Source organism: Schaalia odontolytica, assembly GCF_005696695.1.
Classification (GTDB): Bacteria; Actinomycetota; Actinomycetes; order Actinomycetales; family Actinomycetaceae; genus Pauljensenia; species Pauljensenia odontolytica_C.
Genome location: NZ_CP040006.1, coordinates 1,310,392 through 1,334,640 on the forward strand (window position 1 = coordinate 1,310,392; position 24,249 = coordinate 1,334,640).

General features: G+C 65.2%; 23 protein-coding genes. 2 read left to right on the forward strand and 21 right to left on the reverse strand.

The window, feature by feature from the left end; all coding sequences use genetic code 11:
• Positions 1–11: 11 nt before the first annotated feature.
• The 14 genes from FBF35_RS05765 to FBF35_RS05830 all read right to left on the reverse strand — a co-directional run bounded on the left by FBF35_RS05765 (position 12) and on the right by FBF35_RS05830 (position 14,035).
• Positions 12–731 carry an MBL fold metallo-hydrolase gene (locus FBF35_RS05765; RefSeq protein WP_060567356.1) on the reverse strand — a complete coding sequence of 240 codons (720 nt, stop codon included), beginning with the start codon at positions 729–731 and terminating at the stop codon, positions 12–14.
• 1 nt (position 732) lies between these two features.
• Positions 733–2,067 carry a DUF349 domain-containing protein gene (locus tag FBF35_RS05770; RefSeq protein ID WP_003792512.1) on the reverse strand — a complete coding sequence of 445 codons (1,335 nt, stop codon included), beginning with the start codon at positions 2,065–2,067 and terminating at the stop codon, positions 733–735.
• A 165-nt stretch (positions 2,068–2,232) separates the two neighbouring features.
• On the reverse strand, positions 2,233–4,533 hold the full coding sequence (locus FBF35_RS05775) for a RelA/SpoT family protein (protein ID WP_187348937.1): 2,301 nt from the start codon (positions 4,531–4,533) through the stop codon (positions 2,233–2,235).
• A 78-nt stretch (positions 4,534–4,611) separates the two neighbouring features.
• Positions 4,612–5,151: an adenine phosphoribosyltransferase gene (locus tag FBF35_RS05780; protein WP_034466718.1), complete on the reverse strand. Its 540-nt coding sequence runs from the start codon at positions 5,149–5,151 to the stop codon at positions 4,612–4,614.
• Complete coding sequence (secF, locus tag FBF35_RS05785) at positions 5,148–6,236, reverse strand: protein translocase subunit SecF (protein ID WP_060567357.1); 1,089 nt, start codon at positions 6,234–6,236, stop codon at positions 5,148–5,150. The genes FBF35_RS05780 and secF overlap by 4 nt, the downstream gene beginning before the upstream one ends.
• A gap of 1 nt (position 6,237) precedes the next feature.
• Positions 6,238–8,202, reverse strand: coding sequence for a protein translocase subunit SecD (gene secD, locus FBF35_RS05790; RefSeq protein WP_060567358.1), 1,965 nt, complete (start codon positions 8,200–8,202; stop codon positions 6,238–6,240).
• A 26-nt stretch (positions 8,203–8,228) separates the two neighbouring features.
• Positions 8,229–8,636, reverse strand: coding sequence for a preprotein translocase subunit YajC (gene yajC, locus FBF35_RS05795; protein WP_060567359.1), 408 nt, complete (start codon positions 8,634–8,636; stop codon positions 8,229–8,231).
• A 179-nt stretch (positions 8,637–8,815) separates the two neighbouring features.
• Positions 8,816–9,856, reverse strand: coding sequence for a Holliday junction branch migration DNA helicase RuvB (ruvB, locus tag FBF35_RS05800; protein ID WP_187348987.1), 1,041 nt, complete (start codon positions 9,854–9,856; stop codon positions 8,816–8,818).
• A 4-nt stretch (positions 9,857–9,860) separates the two neighbouring features.
• Complete coding sequence (gene ruvA / locus FBF35_RS05805; protein WP_060567361.1) at positions 9,861–10,466, reverse strand: Holliday junction branch migration protein RuvA; 606 nt, start codon at positions 10,464–10,466, stop codon at positions 9,861–9,863.
• 55 nt (positions 10,467–10,521) lie between these two features.
• A complete protein-coding gene (ruvC, locus tag FBF35_RS05810) occupies positions 10,522–11,151 on the reverse strand; it encodes a crossover junction endodeoxyribonuclease RuvC (RefSeq protein WP_007590391.1) in 630 nt (209 codons plus the stop codon).
• Positions 11,151–11,744, reverse strand: coding sequence for a pyridoxal 5'-phosphate synthase glutaminase subunit PdxT (pdxT, locus tag FBF35_RS05815; RefSeq protein WP_060567362.1), 594 nt, complete (start codon positions 11,742–11,744; stop codon positions 11,151–11,153). The genes ruvC and pdxT overlap by 1 nt, the downstream gene beginning before the upstream one ends.
• Positions 11,738–12,640: a pyridoxal 5'-phosphate synthase lyase subunit PdxS gene (pdxS, locus tag FBF35_RS05820; RefSeq protein ID WP_003792524.1), complete on the reverse strand. Its 903-nt coding sequence runs from the start codon at positions 12,638–12,640 to the stop codon at positions 11,738–11,740. Before pdxS ends, pdxT begins: the two co-directional genes overlap by 7 nt.
• A gap of 2 nt (positions 12,641–12,642) precedes the next feature.
• Complete coding sequence (locus FBF35_RS05825; RefSeq protein WP_060567363.1) at positions 12,643–13,404, reverse strand: YebC/PmpR family DNA-binding transcriptional regulator; 762 nt, start codon at positions 13,402–13,404, stop codon at positions 12,643–12,645.
• A gap of 148 nt (positions 13,405–13,552) precedes the next feature.
• Positions 13,553–14,035, reverse strand: coding sequence for a SixA phosphatase family protein (locus FBF35_RS05830; protein ID WP_060567364.1), 483 nt, complete (start codon positions 14,033–14,035; stop codon positions 13,553–13,555).
• A gap of 31 nt (positions 14,036–14,066) precedes the next feature.
• On the opposite strand from FBF35_RS05830, the gene FBF35_RS05835 reads away from it, so the two are divergent.
• Positions 14,067–14,300 (forward strand): hypothetical protein, encoded by a 234-nt coding sequence (locus FBF35_RS05835; protein WP_060567365.1) that lies wholly within the window; start codon positions 14,067–14,069, stop codon positions 14,298–14,300.
• Here FBF35_RS05835 and FBF35_RS05840 read toward each other — a convergent pair.
• The 7 genes from FBF35_RS05840 to glgA form a co-directional block, all read right to left on the reverse strand.
• On the reverse strand, positions 14,288–14,959 hold the full coding sequence (locus FBF35_RS05840) for a histidine phosphatase family protein (RefSeq protein WP_060567366.1): 672 nt from the start codon (positions 14,957–14,959) through the stop codon (positions 14,288–14,290). The genes FBF35_RS05835 and FBF35_RS05840 overlap by 13 nt on opposite strands.
• Positions 14,956–17,892: a bifunctional [glutamine synthetase] adenylyltransferase/[glutamine synthetase]-adenylyl-L-tyrosine phosphorylase gene (locus tag FBF35_RS05845; protein ID WP_060567367.1), complete on the reverse strand. Its 2,937-nt coding sequence runs from the start codon at positions 17,890–17,892 to the stop codon at positions 14,956–14,958. Before FBF35_RS05845 ends, FBF35_RS05840 begins: the two co-directional genes overlap by 4 nt.
• A complete protein-coding gene (locus FBF35_RS05850) occupies positions 17,889–19,229 on the reverse strand; it encodes a glutamine synthetase family protein (protein WP_060567368.1) in 1,341 nt (446 codons plus the stop codon). Before FBF35_RS05850 ends, FBF35_RS05845 begins: the two co-directional genes overlap by 4 nt.
• Positions 19,230–19,298: 69 nt before the next feature.
• Complete coding sequence (locus FBF35_RS05855; protein ID WP_034466683.1) at positions 19,299–20,258, reverse strand: SPFH domain-containing protein; 960 nt, start codon at positions 20,256–20,258, stop codon at positions 19,299–19,301.
• Positions 20,259–20,304: 46 nt separating this feature from the next.
• Complete coding sequence (locus tag FBF35_RS05860) at positions 20,305–20,772, reverse strand: NfeD family protein (protein ID WP_060567369.1); 468 nt, start codon at positions 20,770–20,772, stop codon at positions 20,305–20,307.
• A gap of 19 nt (positions 20,773–20,791) precedes the next feature.
• On the reverse strand, positions 20,792–21,580 hold the full coding sequence (locus tag FBF35_RS05865) for an ABC transporter ATP-binding protein (RefSeq protein WP_060567370.1): 789 nt from the start codon (positions 21,578–21,580) through the stop codon (positions 20,792–20,794).
• Positions 21,581–21,616: 36 nt separating this feature from the next.
• Positions 21,617–22,840, reverse strand: a complete 1,224-nt coding sequence (gene glgA / locus FBF35_RS05870; protein WP_060567371.1) for a glycogen synthase — start codon at positions 22,838–22,840, stop codon at positions 21,617–21,619.
• A gap of 171 nt (positions 22,841–23,011) precedes the next feature.
• On the opposite strand from glgA, the gene FBF35_RS05875 reads away from it, so the two are divergent.
• The gene (locus FBF35_RS05875; RefSeq protein ID WP_034466673.1) at positions 23,012–24,247 is read left to right on the forward strand and encodes a glucose-1-phosphate adenylyltransferase; all 1,236 of its coding nucleotides are present in this window, start codon (positions 23,012–23,014) and stop codon (positions 24,245–24,247) included.
• Positions 24,248–24,249: the final 2 nt, after the last annotated feature.

The following is a 24,249-nucleotide window of genomic DNA, read 5'->3' on the forward strand; positions in this document are numbered from 1 at the left end:
GAGGAAGGTGGTTAGCCGATGCGACGAGCGCGAATCAGATACTGGTTTGAGCGTATCTCATCTGCGAGCGTCGTCGCCGGGCCGTGTCCGGGAACAAGGACGGTGCGAGGATCAAGAGCGTTGGAAATCGTGCGCAAAGAATGTCGCATTTGAGTTTCGTCGCCCCCGGGCAGGTCGGTGCGCCCGACGCTGTCTTTAAACAGCACGTCTGCGCTCATCGCCCACGGAACCGCCTCGTCGGAAGAGTAGAAGGACTGGTTGTTGACCCGGATATCGAGCGGGCTCTCCCCCAGGAAGACGGCCGATCCCTCGGTATGGCCGGGTGCGGGAACCATGCGTAGCCACACGCCGGGGCACATCTCAAACGAATCTGAGGGCACCTCACGCAGGTCGGCGGGCTTGACCCACTGCCCCACGAAGTCGGGCAGGGGCATCGGCAGGAACGAGGCCGGGTCATCCATGCGGTACATGTCGGGTCCCGGCACGTACACGGGAACGGTGCCTCCGTCCGCGCCCCAAGTGGACACCGCGGCTGCGTCCCAGACGTGGTCGGGGTGTCCGTGTGTCAGAAGCACCGCGCCCACGCTGACACCCTCAAGCTCGAGGACCTCGCGGATCAGGTGTTGGATTCCCGCTGAAGGGTCGACGACAAGGGCAGTGCCCGCCCCGGAAGGGACGAGCACAAGCCCATTCGCCGCGTAGAAAGGCGACGGAATGACGTGAAGACGCATGTCACTCCATGGAAGAGGAGATCTGCGCGAGCCAGGCGCGCTTGGTCTCGAGAGCCTCGCGCACGTTCCTGGCGGCCTTCTCGTCACCCTTGGCCTCGGCCTCGGACAGGGAACGCTCGAGCTGAGCGATCTGCTCCTCAAGCTGACCGACCATGCCAGCCGCGCGTGCGCGCGTCTCGGGGTTGGTGCGGCGCCATTCCTTTTCTTCGGCCTCGCGGACCGCGGCCTCGACGGCGCGCAGACGCCCCTCGATGCGGTGCAGGTCGGCGGACGGCACGCGGCCCACCTCTTCCCAGCGGTCCTGGATCTGACGGAGCTGAGCCTTCGCGCGATCAATGTCGGTCACCGGCAGGATGGCCTCAGCGTCAACGAGGATCGCTTCCTTCGCGACGAGGTTGTCGCGGTACTCCGCGTCGGTGGCCTCATCCTTGGCGCGGCGAGCGTCGAAGAACACCTGCTGGGCGGCGCGGAAACGAGCCCACAGCGCGTCGTCTTCCTTACGCGAAGCGCGCGGGGCGGCCTTCCAGCGGTTCATGAGCTCACGGTACGCACCGGAGGTACGCGACCAGTCCACGGACGAGGACAGAGCCTCGGCCTCAGCGATCAGGGCTTCCTTCACTCGCTTAGCCTCGGACTGGGCCTGATCGAGCTGCGAGAAGAACTGGCGGCGGTGACGGTCGAACTGGGTGCGAGCGGAGGAGAAACGCTTCCACAGCTCATCCTCGATGGCCTTCTCCAGGCGCGGACCGCGGCGCTGCAGGTTCTTCCACTCGTCGAGGAGGTCGCGCAGGGTCTGACCCGACTGCTTCCAATGGGTCTTGGCGGGATCCTGGGCAACAATAGCCTCGGCGCGCTCAACGACGGAGGTGCGCTCGGCGAGAGCGGCAGCCTTGGCGGCCTTGCGCTCCTCGCGGGCGATTTCCTTGCGCTCCTCGGCGGCCTTCTCAACCGCCGCAACGCGCTCACGCAACGCCGGGATATCTCCGATGACGTTCGGGGAGGCGACCTGCTCGCGCAGCGTTGCGAGAGTCTGGTCGATATCGCGCGGGCTCAGCGTGCCCAGGCGATCCTCAAAAAGCTTGATGGTGGCTTCGAGGTCTGCGTAGCGACGCTCGTACAGAGCGTAGGGAGAAGCAGGAATGCCCTCGGGGAAGCCGCCGATAACGCGCTCCTCGTCTCCATCCTTGACATACACAGTGCCGTCCTCGCCGATACGGGCGAAGGGGTGCTCGGGCACCTCAGAAGCAGCGATCGTCGTCGAGACCGCGGCCTCCTCAATCGTCGACGGGGCAGCTTCGGGAGCGGTTTCGTTATTCGGAATCGGCGTCGTGGTCACGATATTCCTTCTGAGACGAGGGCTTACGCCCGGCGCGGGTGCGTGCCGATGTGACACACACAGCTAGTGTGTCACATCTAACGAGCAGGGGAAAGCTCATCACACAAAAGGGGACGGATGTAACACCCTTTTCGCGCGAATCGACGTAAGCCGCCCGCGCCTCGTCTATGAATCGGCGCCGATGCGCACCGCCTCGAAGACTCCGTCGACCCGACGAAGGGCGGACAGGACCGCGTTCAGGTGTCCGAGGTCGGCCAGTTCGAATGAGAAGTTACCCGAGGCGACCTGGTCACCGTCGGTCTTCAGCGCGGCGGCAAGAATGTTGACGCGATAGTCGGACAGCACGCGCGTCAGATCCGAGAGCAGTCCGCCGCGATCAAGGGCGCGCACCTCAATCTGCACGCGGAACGGAGCGCCCAGCCCCTTCTCGTTCCAGGACACGTCGACGAAGCGCTCGGGCTGCAGCTGTCCGAGACGCACAGCGTTCGCGCACGTACTGCGATGCACCGAGACACCCTGGCCTCGGGTAATGAAGCCGACGATGTCGTCTCCGGGCACCGGCGTACAGCACTTGGCGAGCTTGACCCAGATCTCGTTCGGACTCAGACCGGCGACGGTGATCGCCGCATCGCCCGAGGCCTCGGAGCGTGGCTTCTGAGAACCGGGGGTCACGGCCTCGGACAGCGTCTCCTCAGTGCCGTCTCCCCCACCCAGGTTGTCGACGAGCTTGGAGACGACGTTTTGCGCGGAGATATGGCCCTCGCCGACAGCTGCGTACAGGCCGGACACGTCCGGATAGCCGAAAGACGTCGCGACCGACAGGATCGACTCGTGGCTCATGAGGCGCTGGAGCGGCAGGTTCTGCTTGCGCATCGCGCGGGCAAGCGCCTCCTTTCCGGCCTCCACAGCTTCCTCGCGGCGCTCCTTCGAGAACCACGCCTTGATCTTGGAGCGCGCACGCGGAGAGGCGACAAAGGCCAGCCAGTCGCGCGAAGGTCCGGACTTATCCGACTTGGAGGTCACGACCTCGACCGTCTCGCCCGACTCGAGGCGCGTATCCAGGGAGACGAGGCGGCCGTTGACCTTCGCGCCCACCGTGCGGTGGCCGACCTCCGTGTGCACCGCATACGCGAAGTCGACGGGCGTCGAACGCGCCGGCAACACGATGACCTGGCCCTTCGGCGTAAACACGTAGACCTCGTCACCGGCGATCTCGTAGCGCAGCGAATCGAGGAACTCCTCAGGATCGCCCGTCTCGCGTTCCATCTCGACCAAAGCGCGCAGCCAGTTCGCCTGCTCGTCAGAGCTCATGCGGTCCGCATCGCCACTCGAGGCGTTGGGGTTCTGCTTGTACTTCCAGTGCGCGGCGACGCCGTGCTCGGCGCGCTCATGCATGTCGAAGGTACGGATCTGGATCTCCACCGGCTTGCCACCGGGTCCGATGACCGTCGTATGCAGCGACTGGTAGAGATTAAACTTCGGCATCGCGATGTAGTCTTTGAAGCGGCCGGGAATCGGGTTCCAGCGCCCATGCAGTGCCCCGAGCACGCCGTAGCAATCCTTGATCGACTCCACCAGGACGCGCACAGCCACCAGATCGAAGACCTCATCGAAGGCCTTTCCGCGCACGATCATCTTCTGGTAGATCGAGTAGTGGCTCTTCGGACGGCCACTCACCGTCCCCTTCGTGCCCGAACGACGCAAATCCTCTTCGATCTGGTCGATGACATCTCGCAGGTATTCTTCGCGCTGGGGTGCCCTCTCCGTGACGAGGCGGTCGATCTCCTCGTAGATCTCCGGGTACAGCGTCTTAAACGACAGCTCCTCAAGCTCCCACTTCACCATGTTCATGCCGAGGCGATGAGCCAGGGGCGCGTAAATCTCCAGCGTCTCCTTCGCCTTCTTTGCCGCCGACTTGGCAGGCACGAAACGCCACGTGCGGGCATTGTGCAGGCGATCGCCGAGCTTGATGAGCAGAACGCGAATATCGCGGCTCATCGCGACAAGCATCTTGCGTAGCGTCTCGGACTGGGCAGCGGCCCCATAGTGCACCTTATCGAGCTTGGTGACACCGTCAACGAGGTTGGCGATCGCCTCGCCATACTCGGCAGCGAGCTGTTCGAGCGTGTAGTCCGTGTCCTCAACCGTGTCATGCAGCAGCGCTGCGACAAGCGTCGGGGTCGTCATGCCCATCTCCGCCAGGATGGTCGCAACGGCGACCGGATGGGTGATATACGGTTCACCGGACTTGCGCATTTGCCCGCGGTGGTGTTCCTCGGCAGTGCGGTAGGCCCGCTCGACGACACTGATATCCGCCTTCGGATGGTTCGCCCGCAAGGCGCGCACAAGCGGCTCAATCTCGGGGATTGTGGCGCGTCCGCGTGAGCCAAACCAAACGAGGCCAGAGCGCACTCGGGAACCGGCCGCGGGAAGTGCGGATCCTGAAGTCATGTCGTCGCTGCTCATGGCCCCATGATAGCGACGAACGAGCGGGTCCGGGGATCGTGGCGATCCCGGGACCCGCTCGTTGTCAAGAAACGACGCTTAGAGGTGTAGCGCGCTCTCCACCGTGACGTCCGTCAGCACCGAGCGACCGCCCAGCGCATCGAGTTCCAGGAGAACGGCCACGGCCTCGACGGACGCACCGCACTGACGCAACAGCTTCACCGCCGCGTTCGCGGTGCCGCCCGTCGCGAGCACGTCGTCGATGATGAGGACGCGCTGGCCCTCGTGGACCGACTCGGGGTGCATTTCCATGCGCGCCGTGCCGTACTCGAGTTCGTAATCGACTCCGATCACGTGGCCGGGCAGCTTGCCGGCCTTGCGGATCGTCAGCATTCCGAGGCCAAGCTCGGCGGCCACGGGGGCGCCGAGGATGAAGCCACGCGATTCAAGACCCGCGACTGCGTCGATGCGACCCTCGTAGCGAGCGCCGATCAGCTCAACCAGTTCCTTGAATGCCGGGCCGTTCGCAAACAGCTCCGTGATATCGCGGAACAGGACGCCAGGTTCCGGAAAATCCGGGATTTCCAGCATGTTGCTTCGCACCAGAGTGGCGATGCGCTCGCCAAGCTCACCGATCATCGATGATTCTTCTTCCTGTGGGGCTGGTTCTCGTTGCCCAGGCGCTTGCCGGGCTTGATAGGAGCCACCTTCACCGATGCGGAGGCGCCCGGCGTATCAGCGGCGTGGCGGCCCTGACGTGCCCGGTCGACGGCCGCGTTGTGCTCGCGGGTCTTGGGCGACAGCTCCTGGAAGGTGACCAGAAGCGGCGACGCGATAAAGATCGACGAGTAGGTACCGGCGATCATACCGACGAACAGGGCCAGCGAGATATCCACCAGGGTACCCGGGCCAAGGGCCACGGAACCGATGATCAGAATCGCGCCGACAGGGAGAAGCGCCACAACCGAGGTGTTGATCGAACGAACCATCGTCTGATTGACTGCGAGGTTCACGTACTCGGCGAAGGTGTAGTGCTTCTGCTCGTAGACGTCCGAGGTCAGCTCACGCACCTTGTCGAAGACGACGACGGTGTCATAGAGCGAGTAACCCAGAATCGTCAGGAAGCCGATCACGGTCGCGGGCGACACCTCGACCTGCAGGATCGCGAACACGCCGATGGTGACGGCGATGTCGTGCACAAGCGCGAGCAGCGCAGACGCTGCCATGCGCCACGAGCGGAAGTACACCGTCATCAGCAGGGCGACGAGCGCCATGAAGATGACGAGCGACTGAGCGGCCTTCGTGGTGACCGAGGACCCCCAGGAGGGGCCGATCGAAGAGGACTGCACCTCGGTCGTATCCACGCCGTAGGCGCTGGCCAGCGCGTCACGCATCTGAGCGGTCTGCGCGGAATCCAGGGACGTCGTCTGGATGCGCACCGAATCCGAACCCACGCGGGTCACCTTCGGGGCACCCTCGACGAGGCCGGTGGAGGTTACTGCGTGCGAGGCGAAAGACTCGCTCTGGTCGCTCACGTGAGCGACATCGAACTGAGAGCCTCCGGTGAACTCAATCGAGCGGTTCAGGCCCAGGATCGCGACGAGCGCGAAACCGAGAACGAGCACCGCGGCGGCGAGGCCGACGAAGACCTTACGCTTGGGAACGACAGCATAGGACTTGTCGCCCGAGTACAGGGCGTTACCCCACTGAGCAAAACTCATCATGTCAGTTCTCCTCTTCCTCGGTCACGCCTGCGGCGCCATCCGTCGTTTCGGCTGAAGCGTCGTCGACGGTCTCTTCCTCGGCCTTCGCGGCGGCGAGGCGGGCGGCACGGCGGCGCTCGGCAATCGACAGACCGTCGCCAGCCTCGTCGTCGTTGTCCTTCGCCGTCGCGGATTCACCGCGCACAACCACGCGTCCGCGACCCGCGTACACGAGAGCATTCTTCGCACCCAGGTGCTCGGGATCCAGACCCGACAGCTTGTGGCCCTCGCCGAAGAAGCGAGTCCGGATCAGCAGCTCCATCATCGGGTGGGTGAACAGGAAGATCACCGCGATGTCGATAACTGTCGTGATACCGAGGGTGAAGGCGAAGCCCTGAACGCCACCGACGGCGAGCAGGTAGAGGACCACGGCCGCAACCAGGTTGACGGCGTCGGAGACCAGGATGGTGCGCTTGGCGCGATCCCAGCCCTCTTCGACGGCGGCGCGCAGCGGTCGTCCGTCTCGGACCTCGTCTCGAACACGTTCGAAGTAGACGATGAACGAGTCCGTGGTGACGCCGATGGCCATAATCAGACCGGCGACGCCTGCCAGCGACAGGCGGTAGCCCATCGCCCACGACAGCAGCGTGATCACCAGGTAGGTGATGACCGAGGCAACGACCAGCGAACCGGCGGAAATGATCGCGAGGCCGCGGTACTGCCAAATCAGGTAGAGGATGACCAGCAGGAAGCCGATGAGAGCCGCCCACAGACCGACGGTCAGGTGGTCCGTACCGATCGTCGCAGAAATCTGCTGCTCGGACTCAACCTCGAAGTTCAGCGGCAGCGAGCCGAACTGCAGCTGGTTAGCCAGAGCAGTCGCGGACTGCGCAGTGAAGTTACCGCTGATCTGCGCCTCACCGTTGGGGATGATGGCCTGCATAGACGGAGCGGTAATCACGGTTCCATCGAGAACGACCGCGAACGAGTTACGGTCCGGAGTGCCACGATAGGACGCCCCCTGGGGGTCCGAATCGTGGTAGCCGTACAGGATTGTGGAGGTGTCCTTGAACTTCTCGGTGCCGTCGTGGTTGAACTGCAGCGACACGATCCACTGGCCGGTCGACTGACCGTTATTGTTGCGTGCGATGGCCGCAGCAGCAGTCGTCAGATCCGAGCCGGGAACGGCCACGGGGCCCAGGATGTACTTGACCTGGCCGGACTCGTCGCAGGCGGCGTAGGGCTTGTCGGCGGGCCCCTCGACGCGCTTCACATCGGCGGATGCCGAGCAATCGAGCGTCAGGAAGTCGTACATGACCTGCTCGGTCACCCAGGCGAGATCCGACGCGTTCTCGGGAGTCGTCGCGGGGGTGTCGGACAGGACGCCGTCGCCGTCCGCGTCGGCAGCGCCGCGCGCAGTCGCCTCATCCAGGGCGGTGGACTGGACACCAGACTGAGCAGCATCAGCCGCGCCGGTGCCACTCTGCTCACCCGACTGAGCACCGGACTGCTCACCCGACTGAGCACCGCTCTGCGCACCCGACTGAGGGTTATCCACCTTGGGCTGCTGCTGGTTCTGGAGAACGCCCTGCGCGGGCCCAATGCGCAGCACGGGGCGGAAGTTCATCTGCGAGGACGAACGGATCAGATCCAGCTGCTCCTGGGACGGGGTGCCGGGAATCGACACCATGATGTTGGAGCTACCCATCGAGGAGATCTCGGACTCGGACACGCCGGAGGCGTCAATACGATTACGAATAATCGAGATCGCCTGCGTGATGTCTTCCTCGGTGATCGCACGCTGCCCCTCCGACGTCGGGGTCGGGGTCAGGATCAGCTGGGTACCACCCTTGAGGTCAAGGGCCAGGTCAGGGTATGGGGATACGCCCTTGGCAAGGTGCCCGATCGCAAGTGCCGCGCACGCCGCCACGATGGCGACGGTCAGGGTCACGAGCGCGCGCACGGGGCGTCGTTTGTGTGATGCCACGGTTCTACTTTCCGTTCAGCCTTGAGTTACTTCTGCTGCTCGTCGGTGTCGCGCACGTCAAAAGACTGGGCGTCTTCCTGATCGAGGCCGAGGACGGATGCGTCCTCCTCGACGGTCTCTGCCTCGTCGGCGTCCGCTTCAGCCTGCTCCGCGTCAGCGAGCGGCGGCTGGCCACCGATCTCGGCGATGAATTCACGTTCCCAGTACATCTCATGTCCGTCGGAGGTCTCCAGGACGACGATGTCGCCGTCCAGGTCCACGAAACGACCCCAGAAGCCCACGCGGGTACGCACCCATTCTCCGGGGGTGACGGCTGCGAGCTGGTCACGCTTTTCCTGTTCCAGCTTCTGCATCTGCTGCCTGCGGGAGCGCGAGCTCCACATCATGAAGACGATGAGGAAAGCTGCCATGATCAGGAGCATGTAGTTGTTCATAAAGGCTGATTCACTTTCGATGACGGTCTAGCGCTTCGAGCGCACTTTGCCAGTCTAATGCCCGAGCAAGGTTTTAGCCTAAGCGATCAAGGTGTGGCGCGGCGCGAGACGCCACCGGAGCCGTTTTGACACTCGGCACGTGCCCGCGGCCTGCACGGATGGGGACGAGGCTCACTCCCCTAGTCGAAGAGGCCACCGTCCGGCGCCGGCGGAGTGAGGCCGAGGTGGGCCCATGCCTTGGGGGTTGCCATGCGTCCGCGGTTGGTGCGCACGAGGAAGCCTTCGCGCACGAGGTAGGGTTCCGCGACCGTTTCGACGGTTTCTGCTTCCTCGCCGATCGTCACCGACAGGGTCGTCAGGCCGACGGGACCACCGGCGAAACGACGGCAGATGGCCTCGAGGACCGCGCGGTCAAGGCGGTCGAGGCCGGAGGGGTCAACTTCGAAGAGCTCGAGGGCACCGCGCGCAGCCTCGAGGGTCAGCTGCCCGTCGCCGTGCACCTGGGCGTAGTCGACAACGCGACGCAGCAGGCGGTTCGCGATACGAGGCGTTCCACGCGAACGCGAGGCGATCTCGTGGGCGGCCTGCGCGTCAATGGGCGAACCCAGCAGCGAGGCGGAACGGGTGACCACCGACTGCAGCTCATCGGTCTCGTAGAACTCGAGATGGGCTGTGAAGCCGAAGCGGTCGCGCAGCGGCGCGGGGAGCAGGCCCGAACGCGTCGTCGCGCCCACGACCGTAAAGGGCGGAAGGGTGAGCGGGATCGACGTCGCGCCGGGTCCCTTACCCACGACGACGTCCACACGGAAGTCCTCCATGGCGAGATACAGCATTTCCTCGGCGGTTCGCGCGAGGCGGTGGATCTCGTCAATGAAGAGGATGTCGCCCTCTTGGAGGCCGGAAAGAATCGCGGCAAGGTCACCAGCGTGCTGGATCGCGGGGCCGGAGGTCAGTCGCAGGGACGTTCCCATCTCGGCGGCGATGATCATTGCCAGCGTCGTCTTGCCGAGTCCCGGAGGGCCCGCAAGCAGGACGTGGTCGGGGCTGGCCGAACGCATCCGCGCGGCGTCAAGCACGAGCTGCAGCTGGCCTCGCACGACGCGCTGGCCCACGAACTCCGAGAGCTTCTTGGGGCGCAGCGCGGCCTCGGCTGCCCGCTCGAGTTCCCCGGCGTCGGGGGCCACGATGCGCATCGCATCAACGTCGAAACCGGAATCCATCTGATCAGCCACGTCCGCCTCCCAGCGTCACGAGGGCGGCGCGCAGCATGTCGGATGCGCCAAGACCACTGCCCGCGAGTTTCTCGACGGCCTTGGCAGCCTGAGCCTCGGACCAACCCAGTCCGACCAGGGCAGCGCTGACCTCGGAAGCCACGGCGTCCTCGGTGGGCGCGGAAGCAGTGGCGGCTTCTCCACTCGGCAGGGCTGCCGGGGTGCCCAGCTTGTCGCCGATTTCGAGGGCCATGCGCTGAGCTGACTTCTTTCCCACACCGGGGATCCGCTGGAGAGCCGTGAGGTCCTGGTCGCGCACAGCGCGGCGCAGATCATCGGGACGCAGGACCGCCAATGCGGCGAGCGCGATCTTCGGTCCGATGCCCGACACCGACAGCAGCTTCGTGAACACATCACGCTCGTCCGCAGACTCAAAACCGTACAGCGTCATCGAGTCTTCGCGCACGATCATCGACGTGAACACGGTCATCTCCTGATCGCGCGAGGCGCCCTGCGCAAAAGCGGGCGTCACGTGCACGCGGAAGCCGATGCCTCCCACCACGATATCGATGTGGTCGAGGCCGACGCTCGCGACTGTACCGCGCAGAATGGAGATCACTGCATTCCTTTCGTTCATGGGTCACCCGCGCATGCGGGCGAACATATGTACGATTCTAGCCGCGCCTACGCCTCGGATCGACGGCACCCGTTCGGCGTTGCGCGGCCTGGGCCTCGGCCCATGCCTTTTGGGCAGGCGTCATGGATCCGCGCGCGGTCAGGCGACCCGAGATCGAAACGGCGACCGACGAGTCCTCGGGGGCGCCGAGCAAGCCTGTCCCCCGCCACGCGTGCGTAATCGCAATGGCAAGAGCGTCTGCGGCGTCCGCGGGCTTAGGAGCCTTGGCGAGGCCAAGGATGCGTGCGACCATCGCCTGCACCTGCGCCTTGTCCGCGTTTCCGTTACCAGAAACGGCGGACTTCACCTCGGAGGGCGTGTGGACAGCCATCGGCAGGCCGGCACGACCGACGCATGTCATCGCCGCACCCATGACCTGCATCGTGGTGGTCACCGACTGGAGATTGTCCTGCGCGAAGACGCGTTCGATGGCGACGACCTCTGGCTCGTAGCGCTCGATGACGCTGTCGATCGCGTCCGCGATCGTGCGCAGCCGGAAGTGCGTCGCCAGGTCCTTATCGGTACGGGCGACACCGACGTACACGAGCGAGGCGCGCCGCGACGCATCGACGTCAACCACGCCGAGGCCGCAGCGCGTCAGGCCCGGGTCGATGCCCATGACGCGCATCAGGCGCGGCCCACCATATCGACGAACATCGCGTGAATACGATCGTCTCCGCCCACCTCGGGATGGAAGGATGTTGCCATGACGTTGCCGCTGCGCACGCCGACGATCGGGCCTTCGGCGCTGTTGCCGGCGCGCGCGATGACCTCGATGCCCTCGCCCACCGATTCAACCCACGGGGCGCGAATGAACACGGCGTGGAAGGGACCTCCCTCAACGCCCTCAACGTCCAGGTCCTCCTCGTAGGAGTCGACCTGACGACCAAAGGCGTTACGACGCACGACCATATCGAGTGCGCCGAAAGAACGCTGGTCCTCACGTCCATCCAGGATCGACGACGCGAGCATAATCATGCCCGCGCACGTGCCGTAGACCGGCAGGCCGGAGGCGATCCGGTCGTTGAGCGTGTCAAACAGACCGAAGGAGAGCAGCAGGTTCGACATGGTCGTCGACTCGCCGCCCGGGATGACCAGGCCGTCGACCTGGTCGAGCTCAGAAACCCTGCGCACAAGCAGCGCGCGGGCGCCGGAGTTTTCCAGCGCCCGCACGTGCTCTGCGACGTCGCCCTGCAGGGCGAGAACGCCGATGGTCACCATCCGCGCTCCGCGAGGCGATGATCGACCGGCAGGTCGTCGACGTTGATGCCGACCATGGCCTCGCCCAGGCCACGCGAGACCTCGGCGATGACGGACGGATCGTCATAGAAGGTCGTGGCCTTGACGATGGCGGCCGCGCGCTTGGCGGGGTCGCCGGACTTGAAGATGCCCGAGCCAACGAAGACACCCTCGGCGCCCAGCTGCATCATCATGGCAGCGTCGGCGGGCGTGGCAATGCCACCGGCCGTGAAGAGCACGACGGGGAGGCGTCCCTCGCGGGCGACCTCGGCGACGAGCTCGTAGGGGGCCTGCAGTTCCTTGGCCGCGACGTAGAGTTCGTCCTCGGGCAGGGAGGTCAGGTGGCGGATCTCGTCGCGGATCTTACGCATGTGCGTCGTCGCGTTCGAGACGTCGCCGGTACCGGCCTCGCCCTTGGAGCGGATCATGGCCGCGCCCTCGTTGATGCGGCGCAGCGCCTCACCGAGGTTGGTCGCACCGCAGACGAAGGGAACGGTGAAGTTCCACTTGTCGATGTGGTGGGTGTAGTCGGCGGGGGTCAGGACCTCGGACTCGTCGATGTAGTCGACGCCGAGGGACTGCAGAACCTGCGCCTCAACGAAGTGGCCGATGCGGGCCTTGGCCATCACGGGGATGGACACAGCCTCGATGATGCCTTCGATCAGGTCGGGGTCGGACATGCGGGCCACGCCACCCTGGGCGCGGATGTCGGCGGGGACGCGCTCGAGGGCCATGACGGCCACGGCGCCCGCGTCCTCGGCGATCTTCGCCTGCTCGGGGGTGACGACGTCCATGATGACGCCACCCTTGAGCATCTGGGCCATACCGCGCTTGACCTGCGGGGTACCGACCTCGCGCTTAGCGGTCGAATCGCTCATGTTCACTCCTGCTCTTCCAGCTGGGCACGAACCTCGTCCGACAGGGACATATTCGTGTAGATGTTCTGCACGTCATCGGAGTCCTCGAGGGCGTCGATGAGCTTGTTGACCTTGAGGGCGCCCTCGAGATCGAGCTCGACCTCGGTGGAGGCGACGAACTGGACTTCGGCGGAGTCGTAGTCGATGCCGGCGTCCTGCAGGGCGGTACGCACGGCAACGACGTCCTTGGGGTCGGACTCGACGATGAAGAGCTCGCCGGCGTCCTCAACCTCTTCGGCGCCTGCGTCCAGGACGGCCATCATGATGGATTCCTCGTCCACACCGTCGGCGGCGGGCACCTCAACGATGCCGCGACGAGAGAACAGGTAGGCCACCGAACCGGGGTCGGCCAGCGAGCCGCCATGGCGGGTGAAGCCCAGGCGAACGTCGGAGGCGGCGCGGTTGCGGTTGTCGGTCAGACACTCCACCAGGAAGGCGACGCCGTTGGGGCCGTAGCCCTCGTACATGATGGTCTCGTAGTTGGCGCCACCGGCCTCGGCACCGGAGCCGCGCTTGACGGCGCGGTCGATGTTGTCGGCGGGAACAGAGTTCTTCTTCGCCTTCTGGATGGCGTCATACAGGGTCGGGTTGCCAGCGGGGTCGCCGCCGCCCGTGCGAGCTGCAACCTCAATGTTCTTGATGAGGCGCGCGAAGAGCTTGCCGCGCTTGGCGTCAATAGCGGCCTTCTTGTGCTTGGTGGTCGCCCACTTAGAGTGTCCCGACATCACTTCTCCCTGTTGGGTGGATAGATACCGCCATATTCTAACGCGTCTGCGGCCCCCATCCGCATCCGGGCGGGCGTCACATGGACAAACGTAAACACACTCACAGGAACGATGAACGAGGCCGGGGCCTCATCCGCGGGCACGTGACCTACCGGGTGGGCGGGGTCAGCACCGTGCGCAGAGCGCAGTTCGAAGGGGCCAGATCCTCCCAGGTTCCGTCGAAGGTAAGGATGAGAGCCGTCGCGGTCGGTACGCCTCGGGCTGCCTCTCCCCGATCATTCTCGCGCGCCAGCACGTAACCGGCGCCGGAGATAGTGGGCTCGTGACCGACGATGAGTGCGCTGGTCCCCTCGAAAGTGCGCGCCAGGGTGAGGATGTCCTCCTCGTCGGCGTTATAGACACCGCGGTCGAACCAGCTATCACGAATTGACACGTGCTGGTTGATCTGAGCGAAGGTCTGCTGGGCGCGCGTCGCGTCCGAGCACACCGCGACATCGAATGCGCCGATCTCACGGGATAAGACACCGCCGAGACGCGCGGCCTGATCGACGCCCGCATGCGTGAGGGGTCGAGTGTGATCGGGGTATGAATATGCGGCCTGCGCGTGGCGAACGAGAACGAGGGTTGGCATACTTCCAAGCGTAACCGCAGGGGAGGACACCATGGCACTGGGAGTCGAAGCCGCATCGGGCATCTGCTCGGCGCGTGAATGCACGAACGCCGCGAGCTACCGGATCGACTGGCGTAACCCTGCGATCCACCACGCCCGCACGAAGACGTGGCTCGCGTGCGAGGACCACCTGTCGTACCTGGAGAACTACTTCAAATACCGCTCGTTCCCTTTCGAGGTGTCAGCCTTCATCGCACCCGATCAGGATCCCTCTCAGGACCACTGATCCAGAGGCAGGTCGTTCCAGGTCAGGGCACGGAGCCCCTTCGCCAGCTCGTCGGCGCAGGCCGGGGTGAAGTCGGGCGCCCACTCGAAGGTGGACGTGCCCGTGTTCGACATGAAGTGCTTGGAGACGAGTTCCTCGTCGATATCGGTGGACAGCCACGTGGCCAGCAGGCGCGTGAGTGCACCGTGGATGACGAACACCGCGACGGCCTCGTCCCCCGCTTGCTCGCGTGCGGCCAGGCCCACGCGGCGAACGGTCTCGAGCGAGCGGGCCAGGGCTTCGCGCCCGCTCTCGCCGCCGGGCATGCGATTATCCAAATCCCCGGCGCACCACGACAGGGTCGTGCGCACGTAGAGCGACTGCGATGCCGGGTCGGCCGCCATTTCGAGGTCGCCAGAGCGGAGCTCGCGGATGCCGGGGTGCACCTGCGGGGTCAGCCCGTAGGCGCACGCCAGCGGGGCCGCGGTCAGCCGCGTGCGATGCAACCCGGATAGCGCGATGACGGTGGGAGGCGGCGCAACCTCAGACTCCCATCGATCCGCGAGGCGCTGGGCCTGGAGGAGTCCTTCGGGAGTCAGCCCAAGGCCGGGGCGCACCGTATCGAGCGCGCCAAGGCGATTCGCGGGGGTCTGTCCGTGCCGTACCAGCACAATCTTCACTGCTGCTCCCAGAAAAGTCGTTCCATGACGGCGCGCGCTTTGCGTCCAGCGCGCAGCCAGTCGTCTTCGAGGGCGTTCAGCCCGCCGCTACCGTACCCGAGGATGGCTGCGAGGGCACGTAGCTCCGCGCTGTCACGAGGCAAGACGTCGAGCTTCACACCGCTCATGCGCCCGCTCGCCAGCGTGTTGGCCGCGCGAATGCGAGTGGCCATGTCCCAGGCATCAAGAAGAGTCTGCGCGTCTTGAGCGCTGATCAGCTCGTGCTCCCGGGCGCTCAGGATCGCCTGCGTCGTCGAGGGCGTACGCAGTGCGGGGTTGTTCATTCCGGCACGCATCTGGATGAGCTGGATCGTCCACTCCACGTCCGTGAGGCCACCGGGGCCGAGCTTCACGTGGCGAGAGGGCTCGATGCCGCGCGGCAAACGCTCGTTCTCCATGCGGGCTTTCAGCAAGCGAATATCTCGCACATCCGACTCGCTCACTCCCCCATAGGCAAGCTCATCAAAAAGTTCCCGTGCAGCATCGGCGAGGCTTCCCTCACCGATCGGGCGCGCACGCACCGCCGCTTGGCGCTCCCAGGTGGAGGCCCACCGCTGCGCGTACTCACGATGCGACTCGATCGTGCGGCTCATCGGGCCGTTCTTACCCTCGGGTCGCAGGTCAAGGTCGACGACAATGCCCAGCTGGTTGGTCGCCGAGCCGAGGAGGTTCTTCACGCGGTTGACGATCGTCGTCGCGCTGGCTGCCGCCTCCGCCTCGGTGGTACACCCGACAGCCTCGTGCAGGGCAATCACGTCGGCGTCCGAGGCGTACGAGCACTCGCGTCCGCCGTAGCGGCCCATCGCGACGAACACGACGGCCGCCCGCTGCTCGCCCCACCGCTCAGCTTCCTCCCGCTGCGCGATGGCGAGGGCTCCGAGAATTGCCGCATCCGTGGCGTCGGCGATCGCGTTCCCACGAGGATCGACGCCGTCCAGCAGGTCGCTCATCGCGCAGCGCGTCAACTCGCGGGTGCGCACGGCGCGGACGCGAGCGGCGGCCTCCGTCGCGTCGTCGTGGCGATCAATGAGGGCTGCCACTTCACGAGCGAGCCGATGCGGCTCGCGCGGCGCCAGCTCACCATCGTCGTCGAGCCAGGCTACGGCCTCGGGACGCTTGGCGAGCGCCTCTGCAATCCAGCGGGAGTTCGGAAGCATGGTCGTGAGCCTGTGGGCGGCGACGCCCGAGTCGCGCAGGAGCGCGAGGTACCAGTGCGAGTCTCCGATATCCTCGGACAGGATGCGGAAGTTCAACAGGCCCATGTCGGGGTCGGCCCCTCCGGCGAGCCACGAGATGAACACCGGAAGCAGGTGACGCTGGATCGCGGCGCGCCTGCTCGTTCCCTGTGTGAGGGCTCCAATGTGCGTGAGCGCTCCCGCCGGATCCCGGTAGCCGATAGCAGCCAGTCGGTCGCGCGCACCATCCGCGTGCAGGGACACCTCGTCCTCGCTCAGCGACGCAGTCGCGGCGATGATCGGGCGATAGAAGACGTCCTCGTGCAAAGCGCGCACGCGAGTGCGCACCTCGTCGATAGCAGCACTGATCGACTCCGCATCCGCGAAGCGAGCGGTCCCCATCGCACGCCCGAGGACACGCAGCTCCCGGTCCTTATCGGGAATCAGGTGCGTGCGACGCATGCGGGGCAGCTGAGTGCGGTGTTCGACAGCGCGCAGGAAGCGGTAGCACGAGGCGAGCTGTTGCGCGTCACTGCGCGCGATGTAGCCACCCTCGCGCAACGCCTCAATCGCCTCGAGCGTCGACCTCACGCGCAGGAAGGCATCGGTGCGACCGTGAACAAGCTGGAGCAGCTGAACCGTGAACTCAACGTCACGCAGGCCCCCGCGCCCGAGCTTGAGCTCACGCGACGCATGCGAACGCGAGATATTGTCCTCGACGCGACGGCGCATCGCGCGCGCCGCCTCGACGAATCCCTCGCGCGTCGCAGCGCTCCACACGTAGGGCTGTGCGGCTTCCTCAAAGGCACGCCCGACGGTCTCGTCCCCCGCACAGGCGCGCGCCTTGAGCAGCGCCTGGAACTCCCACGTCTGCGCCCACTTGTCCCAATACTGGCGGTAGGACTCGACGGTGCGCACGAGCGCTCCGTTGCGCCCCTCGGGCCGTAGGTTCGCATCAACCGTCCACAGCGGCGCTTCGGTTCCGGGTCCCGAGCAGGCGGATGCCGTCGCCGCAGCAAGGCGCGTCGCGACCTCGAGGGCCACGCGTTCATCCCCGTCTGCCCCGGCCTCGGCGACGTAGACGACGTCGACGTCGGAGATGTAGTTGAGTTCCCGTGCCCCCGTCTTACCCATCACGATGATGGCGAAGGGGATACGCCCCTGCGGGTCGATGTCCCGCCTCGCCAGGGCAAGACCGGCCTCAAGCGTGGCGTCGACCAGGTCGGCGATGCGCCGACCGACCTCGGGCATGAAGCCTTCAGGATCATCGCTCGTCAGGTCATCGGCGGCCAGGTACAGCAGGACCTGGCGATACGCGCCGCGCAGATCGTCCACCCGGGCGTCCTCAGAGGCGACGAAGGCGCCGCGCTCCCCTCGCGTCGCAGCCACGGACGCGAGCATCACGCGCGCAGCCTCGCCGGGATCCTCCCACGTCGATCGAGCACGGCCGGGCTGGGCAATGATGTAATCGCCCAGCCACTGGCTGCCACCCAGGACGGCGCACAGGCGAGCGCGCGCACGCGAATCATCGACGAGTCCCCGCACGAGGCCGGAGTCCGCCTCGTGCAGACGGATCGCTGCCAGCAAGGCCTGATCGGGGTCGGCACTGGCTCCCAGGTCCGCCGCCCATACCTCGGCTCCACCCGGAAGCTCCTCGAAAAAGTCGAGGGCTCGGCGAGGGTCCAGGAATCCGGCAAACCGAAGTTCGTCAGGTGTCACCGGGGAACAACCTTCAGGAATTGCTCGAGCTCCTGGCGAGTAATCTGCTGGCGGTATTCCGTCCATTCCTTGCGCTTGTTTCGGATGACGTAGTCGAACACCTGCTCGCCGAGCGTGGAGGCCACCAGATCGGAACCCTTCATGGCACGCACGGCGTCCGCCAACGAGGCAGGCAGGGCGTGAATGCCCATAACCTGACGTTCGCGATCCGACAGGTCCCACACATTGTCCTCGGCCTCTGGCATCAGCTCCATCTTCTTCTCGATGCCCTCGAGCCCAGCCGCGATCAGGACGGCGAACGCCAGGTAGGGGTTCGCGCTCGGATCGGGGGCACGGTACTCGATACGCGCTGCCGCGGCCTTCTTCGGCTTGTAGAGCGGAACGCGCACGAGAGCCGAGCGATTCAAGTGGCCCCAGCACACGTAGGAGGGAGCCTCTCCCCCGCCCCACAGGCGCTTGTAGGAGTTGACATGCTGGTTGGTGATGGCCGCGATCTCCTCGGCGTGCGCGAGAAGGCCAGCGATGAACTGACGCCCCGTCGTGGACAGGCGATACTGGCCCGCAGGAGAGAAGAACGCATTTTCTTCGCCCTCGAACAGCGACAGGTGCGTGTGCATACCCGAGCCGGGGTGCTCAATGAAAGGCTTGGGCATGAACGTCGCAACAAGCTCCTCGCGTAGCGCGACCTCCTCAATGAGGGTGCGGGCAGTCATGATGTTATCCGCTGCGCGCACGGGATCAACGGCTCGCAGGTCAATCTCGTTTTGCCCCGGCCCACCCTCGTGGTGCGAGAACTCGACCGGAATCGCCATGTCCTCGAGCATGCGCACGGCGCGGCGGCGGAAGTCGTTCGAATCGCCGCGCGCCACGTGGTCGAAGTAGCCAGCCTGATCGACGGGGATCATGCGATCGGGCGTCACAGGCTGACGCAGGAGGTAAAACTCGATCTCCGGGTGAATCATGACCCGGAACCCGGCGTCGGCGGCGCGCTCCACGGCGCGCTCGAGAACCCCTCGAGGATCCGAGGGAGCCGGGCGGCCGTCAGGCATGAGGACGTCGCAGAACATGCGGGCAACCGGGTCCTCGTTAGAACGCCACGGAAGCAGCTGGAACGTCGACGCATCCGGCTTGAGTAGCATGTCCGACTCGTAGACGCGCGTCAGGCCTTCGACGGCCGACCCGTCGAAGCCAATCCCCTCACTGAACGCCTCCTCGAGCTCACCGGGGTCGATCGAGATCGACTTCAAGACGCCCGCAACATCCGTGAACCACAAACGGATAAAGCGAATGTTCTTCTGCGCGACCTCGCGCAGCACGTATTCCTGATGCGAATCCACCGGTATCCTCCCGTTGAGAAAAGAACGGGCCGACCGCAGGGACTGCGGTCGGCCCGGCATGGCTTCAGTCTACTTGCCCAGGTTGAAACCCTTCGAGATGGATTCCAGTGCGCCGGTGAGATCCGAGGGCAGCATCCACAGCTTGGACGCCTGGCCGTCTGCGATCTTCGGCAGCATTTCGAGGTACTTGTAGGACAGGAGCTCGGGCGTGGCCTTACCGGCGTTGATGGCCGCGAAGACCGTCTGAATGGCTTCAGACTCACCCTGTGCGCGCAGGATCTGTGCCTGGCGGGCACCCTCGGCCTGGAGAATCAGTGCTTCCTTCTGACCCTTGGCCTGAAGAACCTGAGCCTCCTGCTGGGCAGACGCGGCCAGAACGGCGGCCTGCTTGGCACCCTCAGCCTTCTTGATCTGGGCCTCACGCTCGGCCTCGGCCGTGAGGATCGTCGCACGCTTGGTACGCTCGGCGGTGATCTGCTGCTCCATGGCGGCCAGGACTCGCGGCGGCGGCTCGATGGACTTGAGCTCCACGCGGGTCACGCGAATGCCCCACGGGCCCGTGGCCTCGTCAAGAACGCCGCGCAGCTGCTTGTTGATCGACTCACGTGAGGTCTGCGTCTGCTCCAGATCCAGCGAACCGATCAGGTTACGCAGCGTCGTCGCGGTCAGCTGCTCGATCGCCTGCAGGAAGTTAGCGACCTCGTAGGTCGCGCTGCGCGGATCCGTGATCTGGAAATAGATGACGGAGTCGATCGAGACCATCGCCTGGTCGGCGGTGATAACGGGCTGCGGCGGGAAGTTCGCGACCTGCTCACGCAGATCGATACGAGCGGCAACGCGGTCCACGAAGGGGACCAGCAGGTGGAAACCACCCTGCATGACCGCCTGGAACCGACCAAGACGCTCCACAACGTACGCCTGCGACTGCGGAACGATCCGCACTGCGCGGGCGAGCGAAACCACGACGAAAACGACGAGAGCAAGCACCACGATGAACGCGATGTTGCCGATGATGTTTCCTGAATTCACGGCGTCTTTCCTTTCTTACGTCGATGAAAATACAAGATGTGCGGGATCAGGAGATCGAGTCTCCGTACGGATGCGTCGGAGCCGCAGAGGCCGGGTTGAGGGCACTCACGACGGCGGTTGCACCGTCGATGCGGTCAACACGAACCTCGGCGCCAACGGGCAGCGTGGGCCCCTCAGTGCGCGCGCTCCACTCTCCACCCGAGAACTGGATACGCCCGTGGCGCTCTCCCACGGCCTCGGTCACGTATCCGGTCTTGCCAATCAGACCGTCAGTGTTGCTCGGAACGTAACCGCTGGACCGGTCGATACGCCCTTTCAGGAAGGGACGCAGGATGACCAGGAGAGCAATCGAGACGACAATGAAGACGATGACCTGAACCGTCAGGTTTGCGCCGAAAGCGCCCGCGATGCCCGCCGCCAACGCGCCGATCGCAAACATGAGGAAGACGAAGCTCACGCTCATGACCTCGACGATTCCGCAGACGAGGGCACCGAGAATCCACAGCCACCACATACCGCTCACGCTCCTATTCTCACGCGCTCACGCCGCGCGCCCACCAGCGCCCGTCGGTGTTGCCAGCGAGCAGCGGCATGCCGTACACCTCGGACAGGTTGACACCCGTCAGGACGTCTTCAATCGGCCCCTGGTGAGTGATCACGCCGTTGGACATGATCGCGCAGTGCGTGACGCCTGCGGGGATCTCTTCGATCTGATGCGTCACCAGGATGACCTGCGGGGACTTCGAACCCTGCATGATCTCCGACAGAGCGGCGATCAGCAGCTCGCGAGCACCCAGGTCGAGGCCCGAGGTCGGCTCGTCGAGGATGAGCACCTCAGGGTCGGTCATGAGGGCGCGCGCCAGCAGCACGCGCTGGGCCTCGCCCTCGGACAGCGTCGAAAACTCACGCTGGGCGAGGTGCGAGACACCGAAGATGTCCATGAGCGCGTGGGCACGCTCGTCGTCGACCTGCTCGTATTCCTCGTCGTGGGCGACGGCAAGGCCCCAGGCAGCGCTGCGCACCGTGTCGAGGACCGACTGAGTCGGCACGATCTTGGCCCCCACCGCGGCCGAGGAGAGCCCCACGCGCGTGGCGATCTCTGAGGGGTCGGCGTGCGACAAATCGGTCTCCGAGACCGTCACCTCTCCGCTATCGGGAGCGATACGGCCCGAGGCCACGCGCGCCAACGTGGTCTTGCCGGCGCCATTCGGGCCGACGATGACCCAGTGCTGGCGCGGGCGCGTCGACCACGAGACGTCGGACAGGACCTGCGTGTCCCCGCGTTGGAGGGACACGTGAGAAAGATTCAGGACGTAAGTCATGTATCCAGCCTAGTCGTCTGTCGGGTGACGTGCGCCCTAAACGAGCGAACGGTACAGCTCGGCGGTCTTCACGCCGATCGCTTCCCAGGAGAAGTGATCGCGGGCGCGAACGAGGCCGGCCTCGCCCATACGACGGCCCAGCTCAGGATCGTCGAGGACACGCACCAGGCGATCAGCCATCGCTTCCTCAAAGGCGCGAGGATCGAGCGGGGTTCCCGTGCCGTCCTGCATCTGTTCGATCGGCACGAGGTAGCCGGTCTCTCCATCGACGATGACGTCGGGAATGCCGCCGGTCGCGGTGCCGACGACGGGCAGGCCGAGGGCCATCGCCTCGAGATTGACGATGCCGAGGGGCTCGTACACCGACGGCGTGATGAAGACCTGCGCCGAGGACAGGATCGCCGCCACCTCGGGTTGGGGGAGCATCTCGGAGATAAGAACGACGCCGGAGCGGCGAGCGCGGAGCTCGGCGACGAGGCCCTCAACCTCGGCCGCGATCTCAGGGGTGTCGGGAGCGCCGGCGCACAGCACAAGCTGAACGTCATCGGGCAGGAGCTGGGCGGCGCGCAGGAAGTACGGGAGGCCCTTCTGGCGGGTGATGCGGCCGACGAACACGACCGTGCGACGAGACGGGTCAATACCGTGCTCGGCGAGAACGCGGGCGCGCAGTTCCTCGCCCGCCTCACCCTCGGGGGCGTGCCACTTGTTCAGGTCGATGCCGTTGTGGATGACGTGCACGCGCTCGGGATCAACGCCGGGGTAGCAGCGCAGAATGTCGTCACGCATGCCATTCGAGACGGCGACGATCGCGCTCGCAGCCTCGTAGGCCGTCTTCTCCACGTAGGAGGACAGGCGGTAGCCGCCGCCGAGCTGCTCAGCCTTCCACGGGCGCAGCGGCTCAAGCGAGTGCGCTGAGATCACGTGCGGGATGTCGCCGAGAAGCGACGCAACGTGTCCGGCAAAATTCGCGTACCAGGTGTGGGAGTGAACCAGGTCAGAACCCTCGCACGCAGCAGCGATCTCGAGGTCGACACCAAGCGTGCGCAGCGCGGCGTTCGCTCCGGCCAGCTGAGGCAAATCCGCATGTCCGGTCACGCCCGGGTCGGCTCCATCGGTACCCGGTTCGCGCGGACCGTCAAACGCCTGGACACGCAGGTCATCGACGAGGCCGCGCAGGACCTTGGCCAGTTCGAGCACGTGGACACCGGCTCCTCCGTAGACGTGAGGCGGGTATTCACGGGTAAGGAGATCAACGCGCATGGTGGGGTCCTTCCGACGGGAGCGGCGTGTGAGACACATCGTATCCGATCTCACGTCACCGCTGGTCGAAAACGAGACAGTGTAGCAATCGATAGACATTTGTAATACAGTGTGACCACTCCCACGGATCCGCGCCGATGCGGGTCCACTCGACCAACGAAGAGGTGCCACATGGCAAAGAACCACGTTCTGGCAATCGTTCTCGCGGGCGGTGAGGGTAAGCGACTGATGCCCCTGACGGATGACCGTGCAAAGCCGGCAGTTCCGTTCGGTGGTCACTTCCGTCTGATCGATTTCGCGCTGTCGAACATCGTGAATTCCGGATACCTCAAGATTGTTGTCTTGACGCAGTACAAGTCCCATTCGCTCGACCGCCACGTCACAAAGACCTGGTACACGTCTCCCCTACTCGGCAACTTCATTGCTCCTGTGCCGGCTCAGCAGCGTCGCGGCCCGCACTGGTACCTGGGTAGCGCGGATGCCATCTACCAGTCGCTGAACATCGTCGACGACGAGCAGCCGGAGTACATCGTCATCATCGGTGCGGACAACATCTACCGTATGGACTTCTCGCAGATGGTCCAGCACCACATCGATTCGGGCCTGCCCGCCACGGTCGCCGGCATCCGTCAGCCGATCGAGCTGGCTTCGGCGCTCGGCGTCATCGACGGCGAGAACGGGGTCGTCAAGAACTTCCTCGAGAAGCCGAAGAACGCCGTGGGCCTGCCCGACGATCCCACCAAGGTCCTCGCCTCCATGGGCAACTACGTGTTCACCACGAAGGATCTGGTCAACGCTCTGCGGGAGGATGCGGCCGACCCCGATTCGAAGCACGACATGGGTGGCAACATTATTCCGTGGTTCGTCGAGCGCGGCGAGTGCGGCGTCTACGACTTCCAGGACAACGACGTGCCGGGATCGACCGACCGCGACCGCGACTACTGGCGTGACGTCGGTACGCTGGACGCCTACTACGAGGCGAACATGGACCTGATCTCGGTGCACCCGGTGTTCAACCTGTACAACCGCGATTGGCCGACCATGACGATGATCGACGGCTCACTGCCGCCGGCCAAGTTCGTGTACGGCGATGCGGATCGTCTGGGTCACGCGATCGACTCGTTCGTCTCCCCCGGCGTCATCGTCTCCGGCGGCGAGATCGTGCGCTCGGTCATTTCCCCGAACACCTACGTCCACTCGTGGGCGAAGATCGAGGATTCCGTTGTTATGCACGGCTGTCGCATCGGTCGCTCGGCCCGAGTCGTGAAGACGATTCTGGATAAGAACGTCGTCGTTGAGGAAGGTGCCGTCGTCGGCGTCGATCTTGACCACGATCGCGAGCGTGGCTTCACCGTCACAGAGTCCGGCATTACGGTCGTTCCCAAGGGCGCGGTCGTCCGCAAGTGAGC

Bases quoted from the DNA above. Each gene is read 5' to 3' on its own strand.
- FBF35_RS05780 (WP_034466718.1), bottom strand. From the start codon at position 5,151: ATGATCGGTGAGCTTGGCGAGCGCATCGCCACTCTGGTGCGAAGCAAC.
- ruvB (WP_187348987.1), bottom strand. From the start codon at position 9,856: ATGGATTCCGGTTTCGACGTTGATGCGATGCGCATCGTGGCCCCCGAC.
- FBF35_RS05830 (WP_060567364.1), bottom strand. From the start codon at position 14,035: ATGCCAACCCTCGTTCTCGTTCGCCACGCGCAGGCCGCATATTCATAC.
- FBF35_RS05860 (WP_060567369.1), bottom strand. From the start codon at position 20,772: ATGTGGTGGCTGTGGATTCTCGGTGCCCTCGTCTGCGGAATCGTCGAG.
- secF (WP_060567357.1), bottom strand. From the start codon at position 6,236: ATGATGAGTTTTGCTCAGTGGGGTAACGCCCTGTACTCGGGCGACAAG.
- ruvC (WP_007590391.1), bottom strand. From the start codon at position 11,151: ATGCGCGTCATGGGCATCGACCCGGGCCTGACGCGCTGCGGCCTCGGC.
- pdxS (WP_003792524.1), bottom strand. From the start codon at position 12,640: ATGAGCGATTCGACCGCTAAGCGCGAGGTCGGTACCCCGCAGGTCAAG.
- glgA (WP_060567371.1), bottom strand. From the start codon at position 22,840: ATGCGCGTTGATCTCCTTACCCGTGAATACCCGCCTCACGTCTACGGA.
- FBF35_RS05765 (WP_060567356.1), bottom strand. From the start codon at position 731: ATGCGTCTTCACGTCATTCCGTCGCCTTTCTACGCGGCGAATGGGCTT.
- FBF35_RS05865 (WP_060567370.1), bottom strand. From the start codon at position 21,580: ATGACTTACGTCCTGAATCTTTCTCACGTGTCCCTCCAACGCGGGGAC.
- FBF35_RS05775 (WP_187348937.1), bottom strand. From the start codon at position 4,533: ATGAGCAGCGACGACATGACTTCAGGATCCGCACTTCCCGCGGCCGGT.
- FBF35_RS05875 (WP_034466673.1), top strand. From the start codon at position 23,012: ATGGCAAAGAACCACGTTCTGGCAATCGTTCTCGCGGGCGGTGAGGGT.
- yajC (WP_060567359.1), bottom strand. From the start codon at position 8,636: ATGAACAACTACATGCTCCTGATCATGGCAGCTTTCCTCATCGTCTTC.
- FBF35_RS05825 (WP_060567363.1), bottom strand. From the start codon at position 13,404: ATGTCGGGACACTCTAAGTGGGCGACCACCAAGCACAAGAAGGCCGCT.
- FBF35_RS05835 (WP_060567365.1), top strand. From the start codon at position 14,067: ATGGCACTGGGAGTCGAAGCCGCATCGGGCATCTGCTCGGCGCGTGAA.
- pdxT (WP_060567362.1), bottom strand. From the start codon at position 11,744: ATGGTGACCATCGGCGTTCTCGCCCTGCAGGGCGACGTCGCAGAGCAC.